Genomic DNA, 15,111 nt, shown 5'->3' on the forward strand with positions numbered 1-15,111 from the left:
GGCTAATGACAATAAATCGCTCTCCGCTGAAGTGGGCCAGTTCAAAGGCTCGTATTATGCCAACCTTACTTCAACATTTGCCAACCGGTAAACGATTGGTAGAACCGTTTGCTGGTTCCTGTTCTGTTATGCTGAATACGGATTATGATGAATATCTGATAACAGATATCAATGATGATCTGATTAACTTCTATGAAATAGCGAAAAGAGAAACGAGCGACTTAATCAATGTGGCTTCCTCACTGTTTCTTACGGCTAATTCCGACGAACAATATTATATTTTCCGCAAAATATTTAATGCACGAAACCGTGATGATATATCCAGAGCAGCAATATTCCTTTACCTAAATCACCATTGTTTTAATGGTATTTGTCGCTATAACCAACAAGGGCAATTTAATGTCCCCTATGGCAAATACAAAGCGCCTTATTTCCCCGAAGCAGAGATCCGTTTCTTTGCTGAAAAAGCCAAGAAAGCGACTTTCTTATGTTGTGATTTCTCCGAAGCACTGGAAATGGCTGTTACGGGGGATGTGATTTATTGCGATCCGCCTTATATCCCGGTATCCAGCACTGCTGACTTTACCCATTATCACACCGATGGTTTTAGCGCTGATCAGCAATTTCGTTTAGCCCGCCTACTGGCAAGGGCCGCTGAAAATGGCTGTCATGTTGTTGCCTCCAATAGCGATACCTCTATCAGTCGCGATCTCTATAACCGTTTCACCCTTCACTCGATTACGGCTCCGCGCTCTATCAGTTGTAAAAGTGATGGCAGAAAAAGTATTGGGGAAATTATTGCGACAATTCCGGCGCAATTATATGACTGAGCATGCCCGTGGCCGTATCACCCCCACATCACCGCTGCCTTATCTGGGCAACGGTGATGTTTCTATTGAATGGGAGCACTCATGGAATGCCCCGCGCCCAGCCATTGGTGGCTACCAATCTTTAGCGCCGGTCGCAGTGGTAGTAAAACCAAAATCTCACCCGCTGGTTATTCGCTATGTGAAGCGGCTGAATGCATTGGGGTATACAGAATTACGGGAGCCTAACCAGACATTACTTAAAATGCGCAGGGAACGCGCCGAGCTTGAGCGCCAAGCCTACTTGCGTGACAAACAACAATGGGCGGATACGGCGGAAGGTATAGAGGCCCGTATTGACGAGCAGCCTATTTTTATTAAGTCTCACTTTCAAAATAAAATTAGATGGTTACGTGAAAATCATGGCGATAAACATACCAATGCATTCTTAACCGGCACCGGCAAGAACGCATTGTTACGTCTGGATGCCGTGCGCCAATACCAAGGCGTTAGCAAGGGTCATATTTCTGAGTTAATGGCTTACTTTCAAGGTATCTATAGCCACCTTGCCGAGCTGACTAAACGCCGAGTTAAGTCGCTGGCGAATGATGTTGCTGGCCGTATTAATGAAATGTTCTGCACTGAGGTATCAACACCCACAGAAGAAACCCGCATTTTATCCGATGCCGAGTTATTGACCATTTATCGCAATATTGCGCTTGAAGTGTGGTCTTTACGGGTCAGGCCGTCGCACTGGCGTGAATTGGGGCCGAAGCCCGGCCAGCCAGATAAGCCTGTTGATCGCACAATCTATTATTCTGCTATTGCCCGGCTGATTAATGCGGATTGGTGGGAACGTAAATTGTGGCGGCTGCGTAATGACTGGCGAGAAAGTCAGTTACGCGCCGCTGGCATGATCCACAAGCGTGCCGCACCCTATGTCAGTAAAGAGGCATTGGCCGACTGGATAGAGCAAAAGCGCCGCAACCGGGAGTTCTTCAAGCGGCATGAATTGACTGATGGTGAGGGTAACACCGTTTCTTTAGAGGCAATGGTGGACGCCAGTATTAGCAATCCCACTATTCGCCACCATGAGTTAATGGCCTGCATGAAAGGGATCGAATTGGTTGCACAGGCGCGTGGTGATGTTGGGGTGTTGCCCGTCTAAATACCACGCCAACAACCAAAGCGGCCACGCTAACCCAAAATGGAATCACAGCACGCCACCACAGGCGCAAGCCTATCTCACCAAGCTGTGGGCCAACATCGGTTCAAAACTGGGCCGTAAAAATCTGCGCATTTATGGTTTTCGTGTTGCCGAGCCGCATCATGACGGTACACCGCACTGGCACTTACTGCTATTTATGAAACCGCAAGAACGCCACGCTATCACTGAGATTATGCGCGCCTATGCCGTCAAAACTGATCGCGCCGAATTAGGTAAGCGTACCAGCGCCCGGTTTACCGCTAAACGGCTGGATCCAAAGAAAGGCAGTGCTACCGCCTATCTCGCTAAATACATTAGTAAAAACATTGATGGTTACGCGCTGGATGGCGAACTAGACCATGAAACCGGCAAACTGCTGAAAGAAACGGCCCGCTTCGCTATGGCTTGGGCGTCACGCCACCGCATCCGCCAATATCAGCCAATAGGCACACCACCGATTACCGTCTGGCGGGAACTGCGCAATCAACTGGTCACTACGCTCAAGATTTCCGGCACCTATCAGCGCGGCAAGCCGTTATTGGTCGATCCGGCAATGGATGCCGTCACCGCCGCCGCAGATGTGGGCTGTTTTGCTACCTACATAATGAAGCAAGGCGGCGTACTGATCCCGCGTGAGGATTGCACCGTGCGCATCGCCTATCAGGACAATGAGCAGCCAACGCCTACGGCGAAACCACCGAGAAGATTTACGGCATCTATTCCCCCGCTTTTGGGCGAGGCGTCGCGCATATGCACCCGTCTAAAAAGCTGGAAGATTGTCGCCCGTAAAAAGGCGAAACCCGCCGTTACCGTGGGGGTTGATGTTTTTCAGGACGGCCCCGCCGTCCCTTGGAGTTCTGTCAATAACTCTCCGCGAGAGCAAAAAATAAGCGAACCGGACGAGGCTATAGACAGAACATCAGAAGAAAAAATCATCGATTTCGCCACGATCACCGACTCAGAACGTCGAGCATTGCTGCGCAGGATAAAAAGCGCCCCGGCACCAACGATTAAAACCAACTCATTGACGCCAGCCGAGGAATTGTCACGCCAGGTATCAGCCGAAAAGGCCGCCCAGGGCAAGAAAAAACTGCACAACTGGCACCCGTGACAACAAAAATCCGCGATTTTGCGGATTCAATCGGGCTTTCCATCAGCGAACAGCAGGCGCAATCACTCGCTTGCGGCGCAACGTTGACCATCGGCGGCCAGAACTGGCGGGCAAGAGGGGATTGTTGTTTGTACCAGTGCCAACCAACTACCGCCCAACGGGTATTTAGCGTAATGAGCCGGGTGGCGAAATTACGAGAGGGAGTAAACCGTGAAAGTCACCAATATTAATTACACCGACACCATTTGCACATTGTCAGCCGATGAACAGCGAGTTGCTCAAATGCTTGGCGATGCATGGAATCAATATTTACAGCTTTCGATTGAACACCCCTGTGAACGTGATGAGTTCTGCCGAGCCATTCACGATTGCCAGAGGATCATATTAGCCCGCCCGGCAATTCGCGGGCTGGCTGAAAAAGGGCAGGGGTACAAAAAATGACAACCGCAAGTGACCGTAAACGCGCCCAGCGCCAGCGTGATAAAGAGTTGGGTATAACTACGCTTACCCTGCGTTTGGATGCGCAGGAGTTGGCTATGGTGCAGGAAGGATGCGAACAGCGCCGCATTACTCGCCAGCCCTATGAGGTGACAGAGTATTTAGCCAGCCTGATTCGCCAGGATAATAAGCTACTGCATAAACAACTTGCCGAGTTGAAGAAAAGTAGCTGTACACGGTGCGGGGATACGTTGCCAGGTGATAAAGCTGGTTGCTGTTTGCAGGGGGATTCGGAGTGTTGGCAGACGTTGGGGTATAGGAAGTTGATGTTAGGGTATTGAAAATATTATTATTCCTGAACATTATAGAATGTGCAGGAATAATAATTAAAAGAGTTTCACCTAACATATCTGGATGACTTTATTGAATAGCTTTCACTATCTAGCTTTGATTCAAAAATATTTTTTATACCCACATCTCTTGCAATAGCTAGTAAACATTTTCTCTGGAAATCTGGCATCTTTTCACCTATATGTAGAGATTCAATTGTATCTGGATCATACTTTATTAATGTGTTCCCTTTCGAATGAGAATATCTTATTTCGTTCTCATATGCCCAGTCTGAATTTTTTGACTCTATTATTCTTAAAATATATCTGTCAGTTGCTTCTTTATTTTTATTTATAAAATGTTGCATGGCAAAATCAATTAAATCGATGACTGGATAATTATCAACATACTTAACAATGTATGGTCAAAAAGTTTTTCCTTCATCCAGGTCGAAAATTTTTTCTTTATTAAACTTTAGTGCAAAGCCCCGAAGACCATTAGCATAGTGCCCCCACATTAGACGATTTTCTAAAGGAGGTTTTTTATTGATATCTTTCGAGTTAGAAACAAAACAACACACACCAAGTTCATTATAATTATTAATGATTGCATCAAATGCCAACTTTATGACTGACAATAATTTATTTCTTAGTATATCAGACTTACCATTAACAAAATATTCTGTTAAGGCTGATAACGTATCATCTTTATTTTTAATTCCCAAATAACTATTTATTTCTCCATTCTTATTTATGGCACTGATAATACTTACCAATTTGCCATCACTTATCTCTTTTATTTCTTGCTTAATTCTACCTTCAAAAGGATCATTAAATTCCGATATTTTTGAAAACCAAAGAGATGTGTTATGAAGGGATGAAAGTTAATTGTCATTTAACGTAAAAAATTTATATAGCATTTGGTTATCACTTAGTTAAATTATGATTAAATCAACCTTATTTTTATTCTTTACGGCTTTTTTTAATGGCATGTTAATATTAATACCATGAACAAAATGTTTTATATGTTCATAATCTCCTTGGCAGCCGACGATAATTGATTTTAGAGCACCATTAGGTATTTTTAATTTATTTTCATTGTTGACGCATAGGTTGTTGAATTCGCCATTTTTGTTAGCTAACTTAGTTTTAGCAATAATCCTAAACTCATCTTCTACTATTAAGGATGTTTTTTCTTAAAACAAATAACATTGGTTCATTGCGTATTAATACGCTAAAATAAGCCGATTCATCATTATAATCAACTTGCCATGCAGAGCCAAAAACCTCATTATTAACATCAAATTCTAGACATATCCCTTTATGTACATTGGCATAACGCTCCCACATTTCAATATTATTATTCCTAAGCGTTAGGCAGTACACTCTAAATAGTTCAGCGTAAGCAACCCCTTGACCATAAGATATTTTTTCGTATATTTCCTGAATGTTATCAACTGAACTAATAATCGACTCATCAACGCCTAACAACCTAAGTTGCTTCTCAATTCCTTTTCTTAGAAAACTATTTTCTGTTAGCTTTGGAAATACAGGTTTCATATCCCATAAATCTTCAAAATCATTGGGATTAGAGCAATATATCGTGTTATCTAACAAAGTTTGTCTTAGATAATCTTCATCCTTGCTATCTTTATTAAATGGCTGATAATGATACAAACTGGTAACCCCGGTAAAAATAGCTTGCTGTGCTTGCAATTCTTTCATAGTTCTAACTTTATTTAATGTGTTGGAATTTATCAGAAAATAATAGTCATTCTGAATGTAACTTACCAGTACTCAAATCAAAAACTCTATTGCTTTAGGTCATCGATTGATTAAATAAGCAGAGCATGAGGGTGGGAGTAGGTTTCCGTATTTGAAAAAGATACAACACAAAGCGCCTCCACGCCACACAGAGAGGCGCTTTTTTATTTCACACACAGCGCGCGAATCGTTTCGAGCCAAAAAGGCAGGGTGATGCACATGCATTCAGGGGGTGATTTTGGGCATATATGAGGAGGATTGAAGCACCGCTCACACCTCTTTCCGCGCGCTCCCCCCGTCCGCGCTTTGTGTGACTAAATATTCAGTTTTTATGCAGTTAGACAGAGGCTAAAACCCAGTATTGGCGCGGCTTAGATAATGATTAGGGGCTGAATATAATTATGCGGATTGTTGCACATTGAACTTGCAGGGTTGCGGTGATCAGTTTGCCAGACAACAAGAGCAATTATCACTAAAATTTGCGGTAGCCGTTGCGGCTTGCACTTTTAAAGTCGTGACACGGCACAGAAATAAAATCAAGCACCTTGTGACATGTCACAAAGTAGTATATATATTAGGTATAATGACGATATCAACATTATTGGAACTCAGGTATATGCTTTGTAAAAAATGTAGCCAGGACATAGGTGAAAAATCCTCATTTTGTAATTTCTGTGGGGAAAAACAGTCTGCAGAACCTGAGAATTACAAAGGAATGAGTGAAGTAGTTTCTGAGTGCGTTGCTGAAAGAAATAAAATAAAAGACAAAACGGATCGTGAAATAGAAAATATAAAAGAACAGAAAAAAAAGAATTACATAATACTAATATTTATAATGGCGATTATTGCCATAATCGTTTTTTTTATTCTTTGGATAAAGGAATAAACATCACCGAAGACATCATATCTAATAACTCCGATCCTGTTGTAAATAGTAATGACTTCCTGCCATACGATCCCATATTACTATGCAAAACATTTGATGGTAGTAATATAATTAATGACACAAAAGGCTGGGCTGATGTTTCAGGAATGGGGTTCGGATGTGGTACGCCTTATAAGATATACCCTTTATTGCCCTCTGATAATCCTGCACAAAATGAGGATGATATTGCTTTTTATGTAATGGCAGATAATGGCGACGGGGGAAGCTTTGGCAGGTATGCTACCATTATGCTCAATGTAAATAAAAAAAATCATGAAAAGTTAAGACGAGCTAATTTCTTAGAGGCTGTCGCTTATTTTTATGATAAAGCATTAGGTATAAAATTAGATGATAAAACAAAGAAATTAATAAAAACCTTTCAGGAAGGGTTTACTCAGTCTGTGACTGTAGACGGAAGAGAGTTAATGGTTATTTTTAAGAGAGCGCCATATGTTAATAATAATGGAGTGGAATTTACAATGAGATTGTATCCAGTCGGGGTGGAAATACCTCCAGCACATCAAATTAACAGTATGAAAAAATAAGAATCTTAATTGCCTACAATATACTTTTGTAGGCAATTAGTATTACTCATATATTTACTTATTTTGTTGATAACAACTCATAAGGCCTAAACCTTATCACCTCTTCCCCAACCCACTCATTGAGTTCACTGAGCCGCTCCTATAGTGGAGCCAGTTCGTTGATGGCAAATACCTGACCCTACCCCAGAATCCTGCTCCATTCGGAAACAGAATTCCGGCATGATAAACACTCCCCTTGTAAGTATCCCACTTAAAAGAACCATTCACTTTTAGAGATCTTCCGACATACTGACTATGTCCCTTTGAGGAGATCGCTATGCGCAAAGCACGATTCACTGAGCACCAGATTATCGCCGTTCTGAAGTCTGTCGAAGCCGGACGTACTGTCAAAGAGGTCTGCCGCGAGGCCGCCATCTCTGAAGCCAGCTATTATAACTGGAAGGCAAAATATGGCGGTATGGAAGTGTAGTGGATCACAAAATCAGGACACCGGAATAACCTGTCTCCACTTTTCTTCATGCAGGCAAGGCGGTAAACCACCGTTGTTCGTATGAGGGCGATAAACGTTGTAATAACCATTTATCCACTGGTTTATATCGCGTACTGCATGGCTAAAATCACTATAACCACCTTTCGGAAGCCATTCACTTTTAAGGCTGCGAAAGACTCTTTCTATCGGCGAATTATCCAGGCAATTCCCTCTGCGACTCATACTTTGCATTACCCCATCACGCCAGAGTAATTTCCTGTATTTATTGCTTTTATATTGAACCCCTTGATCTGAATGAAACAGCAGACGGCCATCACGAGGTCGTGTTTCCAGAGCGTTACGCAAAGCCCGGCACACCGCATCAGCATCAGCGGTTAATGAGAGGGCTGAACCGATAATCCGGCGTGAATATAAATCAATAACAAGCGCGAGATAGCACCATCTGTCCTGCAGGCGAATAAAACTGATATCACCACACCAGACGCGGTTTGGTGTGGCGGGGTTAAACTGCCGGTTCAATAAGTTTGGTAATGCCGGACTGTTGTCTTCATTTACCCGGTAGCGATGTTTAACAGGCTGGCGACTAGTCAGCCCGCATTCCTGCATCAGTCGTCGCGCCAGCCATCGACCTGCATTAACGCCACTCTGGCGCAATATCTGACTGATTGCCCGACTACCTGCAGCACCACGACTGAGAGTCATGGAATTCTCTCACCCGACTTCGTAATTCAATTCTTTGTGCATTAACAGGACGCTTTACCTGCGCGTAATAAACGCTACGGTGAATACCGAATAAATGACAAAGGATCTGCACAGGCCAACTTTGCTTTTAGCCGTGTGATTAGCGCGATAACTTTCCGGGGGCTTCGCTCATCAGCACGGCAGCCTGCTTTAGTATTTCTTTTTCCATCTCAAGACGCTTTATCTGTGCTTTAAGCTGCTGAATTTCGCGTTGTTCAGGAGTAATGGCATTGCCAACGGGCTCAATACCTTGAATTTCCTGCTTATACAGCCGTATCCATTTGCGCAAATGGTCAGGGTTGAGTTCGAGCGCCTGAGCGACTTCCCGTACATCTCGCTGGTATTCAACAACCTGTTCGATAGCTTCGAGTTTGAACTCTGGGGAAAATGTGCGTTTAATCCGACGATTTTTGATCATGCATCACCTCACGTTCACTGTTTTAACATTAACAGGATTTCGAGGTGTCCTGAATTATTGATCCACTACAAAGTGAGCGTTGTATCTAATCCTGGGGGCAGGTCAGCCAGACTATCCTGCTCAAAAAAGCTTCGCCGCCAAGGTGTCGCCATTCTGTCACCACTTTTCAATTTTTGATGATCGCTTAAAACAAAAAAACCGCCTCTCGGCGGTTAACGACATACTCATACTACTTTGTTTTACTTATACTATTTTCCATGGTGCCCGGGGCGGGACTTGAACCCGCACAGCCATAAGCCGAGGGATTTTAAATCCCTTGTGTCTACCGATTTCACCACCCGGGCTCAGGAAAATTGGAGGCGCGTCCCGGAGTCGAACCGAGGTAGACGGATTTGCAATCCGTAGCATGGCCACTCTGCCAACGCGCCGTATTCTTCATTGCCTTACTACTCAAACTCGCTATTGCAAGCTTTATAAATTTGGAGCGGGAAACGAGACTCGAACTCGCGACCCCGACCTTGGCAAGGTCGTGCTCTACCAACTGAGCTATTCCCGCAACATCAGAACTTACTGATTTCTTTTGCTATCTTTCGGCATTCATTGCTGCCGTCTGATGCGATGCATTCTACTTACCTGACGCAATGAGTCAATAAGATTATCAAACAAAAATGTCCGTTTGCTGCTTTTTCCGGCGCTTCGATCAAGGTTCGAGCAAATCTTTCCAAGCCGCATTCAAATATTGAAACATTGACCAGAAAGTCAGTACCGCTGCAATGTATAACAAAACGAAGCCAGCAAGTTCGACCGACGCGTTTGGACGCCATAATAGCCCTACAAGCGACATCATTTGTGCAGTGGTTTTTACTTTACCAACCCAGGAAACCGCTACACTACTGCGTTTACCCAGTTCTGCCATCCATTCACGTAATGAAGAAATTATAATTTCACGGGCTATCATTGTGGCTGCTGGCAATGTAATCCACCAAGCATGGTAGTATTCCGCTACCAGTACCAGTGCAATGGCGACCATGACTTTATCAGCAACAGGATCCAGAAAGGCACCGAAACGCGTGGTCTGTTTCCAACGCCGAGCTAAAAACCCGTCAAACCAATCAGTTGCGGCTGCAAAAACAAAAATGCCTGCACACACCACCGGTGCCCATACGAACGGCAAATAAAATGCCAGTACGAAGAACGGGATAAGTGCAATACGGAACAAGGTAAGCCAAGTGGGTATATTCAATTGCATAATGCTTCGATAACTATCTGGCTAAAGTGGATATGATGAGTATGGTGCAATATTATGTTCAGTGTTTCAATGCATTGTAAATTTTTTCTGCCAATGCTTGTGAAATACTTGGCACTTTTGCAATTTCCTCGACGCTGGCGTTAAGTAAAGGTTGAAGTCCGCCCATATACTTCAACAGTATTTGCCGCCGTTTGGGGCCTACGCCCTCGATCAGTTCTAATGCGCTCGTATTTTTTACTTTTGACCGGCGCTGTCTGTGACCCGTAATTGCATGGTTATGCGATTCATCACGGATATGTTGGATTAAATGCAGTGCCGGAGAATCCGAAGGCAGTGAAACGCCCTCACCTTCAGCCACAAAAAACAGCGTTTCTAATCCGGCTTTGCGATCGCTTCCTTTCGCTACGCCAATCAACAGCGGTTTTTGCTTATCCCAAGGCACATTAAGCTCAGCAAAAACATCAATCGCCTGAGCCAACTGGCCTTTACCACCATCAATAAAGATAACATCGGGCACTTTCTGCTCATCAATCGCTTTGCCATAGCGCCGTTTCAATACCTGAGCCATCGCCGCATAATCATCACCTGGCGTGATGCCCGTAATATTGTAGCGTCTATATTCGGATTTCACAGGCCCATTCGCATCAAATACGACACAGGAAGCGACAGTTTGCTCTCCCATCGTGTGGCTGATATCGAAACACTCCATACGATTAATCTCATCAAGCTTAAGCGCTTGCACCAACGCTTTCATTCGCTGATGAATCGTTGACTGTTGTGACAATCGTGTCACCAGCGCTGTTGCCGCATTCGTTCGCGCCAACTTCAAATAACGCGCCCGATCACCACGAGGACGGCTTTGAATCTGTATTTTTCGGCCAGCCAATTCGCTTAACGATTCGGCAAGCAGATCTTTTTCTGTCAAAGTGAAATCAAGTAGGATCTCTCCTGGTAAGGTTCTAGACTGGCTACCTTGCAGATAAAATTGTCCAACAAATGTCTGCACAACCTCACTCAGCTCGGTGCCATTCGGCACTTTGGGAAAATAGCTGCGGCTACCCAGCACTTTCCCCTGCCTGATAAACAGAACATGTACGCAGGCCAGACCCGACTCGAAAGCTACGCCAATAACATCCAGATCTTCATGACTTCCCGAAACAAACTGTTTTTCAGTCACCCGACGAACCGCCTGTATTTGATCCCTTATACGTGCGGCTTCTTCAAAATGAAGCAAGTGGCTGGCTTTTTCCATGCGGGAAATCAATTGAGTAAGAACTTGCTGATCTTTTCCTGACAGAAACAACCGCACGTAATCAACCTGACGCTGATATTCTCCTTCACTCACCAAACCTGTAACGCAAGGCCCTAAACACCGCCCAATCTGATACTGCAAACAAGGTCGGGAACGATTTCGATAAACGCTATTTTCACACTGCCGAATGGGGAAGAGTTTTTGCAGCAATGCCAGGGTTTCACGCACGGCATAAGAATTAGGAAACGGACCAAAATACTCGCCCTTTTCATGTTTGGCTCCCCGATGTGTAGCAAGCCGCGGGTGGGTATCTGCGCTTAGAAAAATAAGTGGGTATGATTTATCGTCTCGCAGTAAGACATTATATCTAGGCTGGTAAAGCTTAATATAATTATGCTCAAGTAACAGTGCCTCGGTTTCAGTATGCGTGACCGTGACGTCTATCTGGGCGATGTTCTTTACCAATGTCTCGGTTTTGCGGCTGTTTACCTGCGTACGGAAGTAGCTGGTCAGTCGTTTTTTCAGATCTTTCGCTTTGCCAACATAGATAACAGTGCCCTTTGCATCGTACATACGATAAACACCGGGCTGGCTGGTTACTGTTTTTAAAAACTCTTTCGCATCAAAGCATTCAGTCACTATTAGACAACGTCTCCGCATTAAACAACCCGTGGCGTATTGCCAAGTGGGTTAACTCTACATCACCACTAATATTAAGCTTACTAAACATTCGATAGCGATAACTATTTACCGTCTTGGGACTCAGATGCAACTGCTCCGAGATCTCATTGACTTTCTGGCCTTTCGTTATCATTAACATAATCTGCAACTCTCGCTCTGACAGACAGGCAAAAGGTGTATCAACCTGAGGTTCAAGCTGACTTAGCGCCATCTGTTGAGCAATATCAGACGCAATGTAACGTTGCCCTGAATGAACCGCACGAATGGCATTAATGACATCCTGGGGGGCCGCACCTTTACTCAGGTACCCTCCCGCTCCAGCTTGCATGACTTTAGCCGGTAAGGGGTTTTCCGTGTGAATAGTTAACATGATGACTTTGATATCAGGGGAGAAACGTAAAATTTTCCGAGTGGCTTCCAACCCACCGATGCCCGGCATATTCATGTCCATTAAAACGATATCAACCGAATTGCTCCGACACCATTTTACCGCATCTTCACCACATTGCGCTTCGCCCAAGACTTTGATACCTCTGATATCTTCCAGAATGCGTCGTATCCCTGCGCGCACCAGTTCGTGGTCATCAACAAGAAGAACGCTAATCAAAGAAAATTCTCCAAAAAAATAAGGGCGTAACCTAATTACTCTTTGTTTACGGCTGTGATATTACTTGTTTTCAACCAAAGAATGAATACAGAATAATTGCAAATTTACTTCTCTGTTTTTTGACGAAATTTATTTTTACCGCGATCACTTTTTATGTTCCAATTGTTTAATCAGTAGGTTTTATTAGTGATCAGATAACAGACAGAAAATACATCATAAAGAATTGATTAATTTTACAACATAACTTACTACAATAACTAATTATTAGTGCAATAAATAATTTCCAATAAGTTATTTTTTTAATTAAAAAAAGGCAAGATATTGATACAAGTATGAATAATTCATTTACATGCAACTAAGTGACATATAAGAATAATTCCTAGCAGCAGCCTCATCGCTCCCCAAAAGTACAACATAAAAAAGCGCGATGGTCATTGAACCCTCATGACTTAAACAGAATGCCTGCCGTGAACTTTATGAAGTTAATTAAATAACCGCACAATTTCTTACTTATTTAGCATAAAAATTCAACCATACAATAAAAGCGGGAATTATCCGAATACGAAAAAAATGTTCGATCACTCTGTATATCATAACAATTAAACCTCACTCACTGAGTTATTCACTCCTCTGTGGTATAATGTCGTAACTGTAAAAATGCTGCATTGAACTCTAAAAACGGCCTCTTTTTTAGGGATAATCACGCGGCAAACCATGTCCATTAGGAGACACCATGAGTAACTCAGAATTCACAACTTCCGCCGACCTCGAAACCCTGGCCCACGAGGTTACTTGCCTGAAAACAACCTTGACGCTCATGCTAAAAGCAATCGGTCAGGCCGATGCGGGGAAAGTTATTCTGAAAATGGAAGCATCGTTGCCTCAAATTGAGGACAAAGCCCAGCAAGAAGTATTCAAGAATACTATCGCACAAATCAAACACGTATTCCGCAAATAGGCTAGGTATCTTCGCAGGCCCGAGAGTGTCTGGGCCTGTCTATAATTTAGGGTTTTCTACTTACCAACCAATAACTTATTGCTCTCTCTGATTGATACACTCTGGTATCCAAAATATCGCTATTTTTTATTCAAATAATTTCTCTTAACAGTTGCACCCTAGACTAAAATCGTGGACACGCTATTGTTCTCTGACAGCTAAAGTTTATCTTAGTAGATAGTTAATGAAAGAAGTGTTATGGGCGTAGAAAATGCAAAAGCGGCACTTGATTGACAAGCCACAACATTGATGGGGAAAGAGCGCACTCTAAATATTAATGTGACGATATGCGCAGAATCTGCTTATATTTCCGTCAAAAATCAGCAGAGCCGAACCGTGATAATCCAAATTCAGCTCTGATAGTGAGTCGATTCGTCACCCATACTCGGTGTGAATCAGACTATCTTGGGTTGCCCATCAGAAGCCGTCGTTCCACCATCGACAGGGATATTCGCGCCGTTGATAAAGCTGGCGTCATCGCTGGCGAGGAAAGCCATTACGGCGGCGATTTCCTCAGGCTCGGCTGCACGTCCGAGCGGAATACGTTCATTAAACTTGTCGCGGATTTCTTGTGGCCAACCGTTCGTCATATTGGTTTTAACCAAACTCGGACATACCGAGTTGATTCGCACTCCGTCAGCACCGTGATCCAACGCCATTGCACGCGTCAGATTGACCACCGCGCCTTTTGCAGCACAGTAGTATGCAGCGCCCCAATCCCCACCCAAGCCGGAAACGGAAGCCGTATTGACGATACTTCCTTTACTTTTTAATAGGTAAGGTAAGGCAAATTTTGAACAGAATACCACGCCATCAATATCAACACCGGCAATCCGACGCCAGTCTTCGACACTAGTTTCTAATACACTTCCAGCAACATGCACACCAGCATTATTCAGCAACACATCGATTCTGCCGAACTTTTCAGCAATGTTATCCATCATCAGTTTAACGGCAACATGATCGGAAACATCAATAGGGTAAGCCAGCGCTTTCCCCTCAGGCAATGAGGACGCTACGGCTTCCGCCGCATCTTGATTCCAATCAGCCAACACAACAATGGCACCTTCGGAAGAGAAACGACGGGCTGCGGCTTCACCCATCCCATTACCACCACCCGTAATAACGACCACTTTGTTTTCAAATCGCATTTGTTGCTCCCTTTATTTTAACTTGCCGATTTATCACACAAATAAAGTCATGCCGTTACCTTATAATGTTTTCTCTTCTTATACTAACTCTAAACAGGTATAAAAAATTTAGCGCTAAAAAGAGCGCTATTTCAGTATAAAAGGGCTAAATATAGTGAAATAGAAAAATATAAAAATCATACAAACCAAATGGTTAGCCTAATACTAATAACATAAAGTGATAAATTAATCGGCCACAAGTGAGTGAGGTTTATTGAATTGAATTGAATTGGATTGGATTGGATTGGATTGGATTGGATTGGATTGGATTGGATTAGTGAAAAAATAAAACTTGGTGAACGATCTATCCTGATAGATATTTTGGATGCAAGTCAATCCGTACCAAATCCTAGCCGGGCAT

16 protein-coding genes, 3 tRNA genes and 3 pseudogenes are annotated in these 15,111 nt (G+C 43.5%); 10 read left to right on the forward strand and 12 right to left on the reverse strand.

The window, feature by feature from the left end:
• Positions 1-5: 5 nt before the first annotated feature.
• From DJ39_RS12960 to DJ39_RS12975, 6 genes are read left to right on the forward strand one after another with little or no spacing between them, the layout of a single operon-like run.
• Positions 6-830, forward strand: coding sequence for a Dam family site-specific DNA-(adenine-N6)-methyltransferase (locus tag DJ39_RS12960; RefSeq protein WP_038251454.1), 825 nt, complete (start codon positions 6-8; stop codon positions 828-830).
• Positions 823-1,974 carry a replication endonuclease gene (locus tag DJ39_RS18335; RefSeq protein ID WP_254661335.1) on the forward strand — a complete coding sequence of 384 codons (1,152 nt, stop codon included), beginning with the start codon at positions 823-825 and terminating at the stop codon, positions 1,972-1,974. The genes DJ39_RS12960 and DJ39_RS18335 overlap by 8 nt, the downstream gene beginning before the upstream one ends.
• Positions 1,952-3,124, forward strand: a complete 1,173-nt coding sequence (locus tag DJ39_RS12965; protein ID WP_254661334.1) for a replication endonuclease — start codon at positions 1,952-1,954, stop codon at positions 3,122-3,124. Before DJ39_RS18335 ends, DJ39_RS12965 begins: the two co-directional genes overlap by 23 nt.
• Positions 3,121-3,354 carry a hypothetical protein gene (locus tag DJ39_RS18275; protein ID WP_230596570.1) on the forward strand — a complete coding sequence of 78 codons (234 nt, stop codon included), beginning with the start codon at positions 3,121-3,123 and terminating at the stop codon, positions 3,352-3,354. Before DJ39_RS12965 ends, DJ39_RS18275 begins: the two co-directional genes overlap by 4 nt.
• A complete protein-coding gene (locus tag DJ39_RS12970) occupies positions 3,335-3,565 on the forward strand; it encodes a hypothetical protein (protein ID WP_038251456.1) in 231 nt (76 codons plus the stop codon). The genes DJ39_RS18275 and DJ39_RS12970 overlap by 20 nt, the downstream gene beginning before the upstream one ends.
• A complete protein-coding gene (locus tag DJ39_RS12975; RefSeq protein WP_004723299.1) occupies positions 3,562-3,903 on the forward strand; it encodes a hypothetical protein in 342 nt (113 codons plus the stop codon). The genes DJ39_RS12970 and DJ39_RS12975 overlap by 4 nt, the downstream gene beginning before the upstream one ends.
• A gap of 56 nt (positions 3,904-3,959) precedes the next feature.
• Here the strand turns inward: DJ39_RS12975 and DJ39_RS12980 are convergent, their stop codons facing one another.
• From DJ39_RS12980 to DJ39_RS12990, 3 genes are all read right to left on the reverse strand, one after another.
• Positions 3,960-4,259: a hypothetical protein gene (locus DJ39_RS12980; protein WP_038251457.1), complete on the reverse strand. Its 300-nt coding sequence runs from the start codon at positions 4,257-4,259 to the stop codon at positions 3,960-3,962.
• A 57-nt stretch (positions 4,260-4,316) separates the two neighbouring features.
• Positions 4,317-4,667: a DUF2971 domain-containing protein gene (locus DJ39_RS12985; protein ID WP_004723300.1), complete on the reverse strand. Its 351-nt coding sequence runs from the start codon at positions 4,665-4,667 to the stop codon at positions 4,317-4,319.
• A 391-nt stretch (positions 4,668-5,058) separates the two neighbouring features.
• A complete protein-coding gene (locus DJ39_RS12990; RefSeq protein ID WP_004723301.1) occupies positions 5,059-5,616 on the reverse strand; it encodes a hypothetical protein in 558 nt (185 codons plus the stop codon).
• A 457-nt stretch (positions 5,617-6,073) separates the two neighbouring features.
• Here DJ39_RS12990 and DJ39_RS12995 point away from each other — a divergent pair, with 457 nt between their 5' ends.
• Together DJ39_RS12995 and DJ39_RS13000 are read left to right on the forward strand one after the other, a co-directional pair.
• Entirely contained in the window at positions 6,074-6,541 is a 468-nt protein-coding gene (locus DJ39_RS12995; protein ID WP_038251458.1) for a hypothetical protein, read from the forward strand.
• The gene (locus DJ39_RS13000) at positions 6,526-7,125 is read left to right on the forward strand and encodes a hypothetical protein (protein WP_038251459.1); all 600 of its coding nucleotides are present in this window, start codon (positions 6,526-6,528) and stop codon (positions 7,123-7,125) included. The genes DJ39_RS12995 and DJ39_RS13000 overlap by 16 nt, the downstream gene beginning before the upstream one ends.
• A 58-nt stretch (positions 7,126-7,183) precedes the next feature.
• Here DJ39_RS13000 and DJ39_RS18280 read toward each other — a convergent pair.
• Positions 7,184-7,300, reverse strand: a pseudogene (locus DJ39_RS18280) (phage portal protein); the annotation flags it as partial.
• Between the two features lie 141 nt (positions 7,301-7,441).
• Here DJ39_RS18280 and DJ39_RS13005 point away from each other — a divergent pair.
• Positions 7,442-7,588: pseudogene (locus DJ39_RS13005) on the forward strand (transposase); the annotation flags it as partial.
• An 18-nt stretch (positions 7,589-7,606) separates the two neighbouring features.
• On the opposite strand, the pseudogene DJ39_RS18000 reads toward DJ39_RS13005, so the two are convergent.
• The 7 genes and pseudogenes from DJ39_RS18000 to uvrY all read right to left on the reverse strand — a co-directional run bounded on the left by DJ39_RS18000 (position 7,607) and on the right by uvrY (position 12,563).
• A pseudogene (locus DJ39_RS18000) lies at positions 7,607-8,774 on the reverse strand (IS3 family transposase).
• Between the two features lie 258 nt (positions 8,775-9,032).
• Positions 9,033-9,118, reverse strand: a tRNA-Leu gene (locus tag DJ39_RS13020).
• Between the two features lie 10 nt (positions 9,119-9,128).
• Positions 9,129-9,202: transfer RNA gene (locus DJ39_RS13025), tRNA-Cys, on the reverse strand.
• Positions 9,203-9,254: 52 nt separating this feature from the next.
• A tRNA-Gly gene (locus DJ39_RS13030) sits at positions 9,255-9,330 on the reverse strand.
• Positions 9,331-9,474: 144 nt separating this feature from the next.
• Entirely contained in the window at positions 9,475-10,023 is a 549-nt protein-coding gene (pgsA, locus tag DJ39_RS13035; RefSeq protein ID WP_004723140.1) for a CDP-diacylglycerol--glycerol-3-phosphate 3-phosphatidyltransferase, read from the reverse strand.
• Between the two features lie 58 nt (positions 10,024-10,081).
• Complete coding sequence (gene uvrC, locus DJ39_RS13040; protein ID WP_038240786.1) at positions 10,082-11,914, reverse strand: excinuclease ABC subunit UvrC; 1,833 nt, start codon at positions 11,912-11,914, stop codon at positions 10,082-10,084.
• A complete protein-coding gene (gene uvrY, locus DJ39_RS13045) occupies positions 11,907-12,563 on the reverse strand; it encodes a UvrY/SirA/GacA family response regulator transcription factor (RefSeq protein WP_038240783.1) in 657 nt (218 codons plus the stop codon). Before uvrY ends, uvrC begins: the two co-directional genes overlap by 8 nt.
• A 733-nt stretch (positions 12,564-13,296) precedes the next feature.
• On the opposite strand from uvrY, the gene DJ39_RS13050 reads away from it, so the two are divergent.
• Positions 13,297-13,521 (forward strand): DUF2594 family protein, encoded by a 225-nt coding sequence (locus DJ39_RS13050; protein WP_038240779.1) that lies wholly within the window; start codon positions 13,297-13,299, stop codon positions 13,519-13,521.
• A gap of 434 nt (positions 13,522-13,955) precedes the next feature.
• On the opposite strand, the gene budC is transcribed toward DJ39_RS13050, so the two are convergent.
• Positions 13,956-14,711: a meso-2,3-butanediol dehydrogenase gene (gene budC / locus DJ39_RS13055; RefSeq protein WP_004723133.1), complete on the reverse strand. Its 756-nt coding sequence runs from the start codon at positions 14,709-14,711 to the stop codon at positions 13,956-13,958.
• Positions 14,712-15,111 lie beyond the last annotated feature (400 nt).

Source organism: Yersinia ruckeri ATCC 29473, assembly GCF_000754815.1.
GTDB lineage: Bacteria > Pseudomonadota > Gammaproteobacteria > Enterobacterales > Enterobacteriaceae > Yersinia > Yersinia ruckeri.

Coding starts and splice junctions, on each gene's coding strand:
- DJ39_RS12960 (WP_038251454.1), top strand. CDS start 6: ATGACAATAAATCGCTCTCCGCTGAAGTGGGCCAGTTCAAAGGCTCGT.
- DJ39_RS18335 (WP_254661335.1), top strand. CDS start 823: ATGACTGAGCATGCCCGTGGCCGTATCACCCCCACATCACCGCTGCCT.
- DJ39_RS12990 (WP_004723301.1), bottom strand. CDS start 5,616: ATGAAAGAATTGCAAGCACAGCAAGCTATTTTTACCGGGGTTACCAGT.
- DJ39_RS12980 (WP_038251457.1), bottom strand. CDS start 4,259: ATGCAACATTTTATAAATAAAAATAAAGAAGCAACTGACAGATATATT.
- DJ39_RS12965 (WP_254661334.1), top strand. CDS start 1,952: ATGTTGGGGTGTTGCCCGTCTAAATACCACGCCAACAACCAAAGCGGC.
- budC (WP_004723133.1), bottom strand. CDS start 14,711: ATGCGATTTGAAAACAAAGTGGTCGTTATTACGGGTGGTGGTAATGGG.
- DJ39_RS13050 (WP_038240779.1), top strand. CDS start 13,297: ATGAGTAACTCAGAATTCACAACTTCCGCCGACCTCGAAACCCTGGCC.
- pgsA (WP_004723140.1), bottom strand. CDS start 10,023: ATGCAATTGAATATACCCACTTGGCTTACCTTGTTCCGTATTGCACTT.
- DJ39_RS12975 (WP_004723299.1), top strand. CDS start 3,562: ATGACAACCGCAAGTGACCGTAAACGCGCCCAGCGCCAGCGTGATAAA.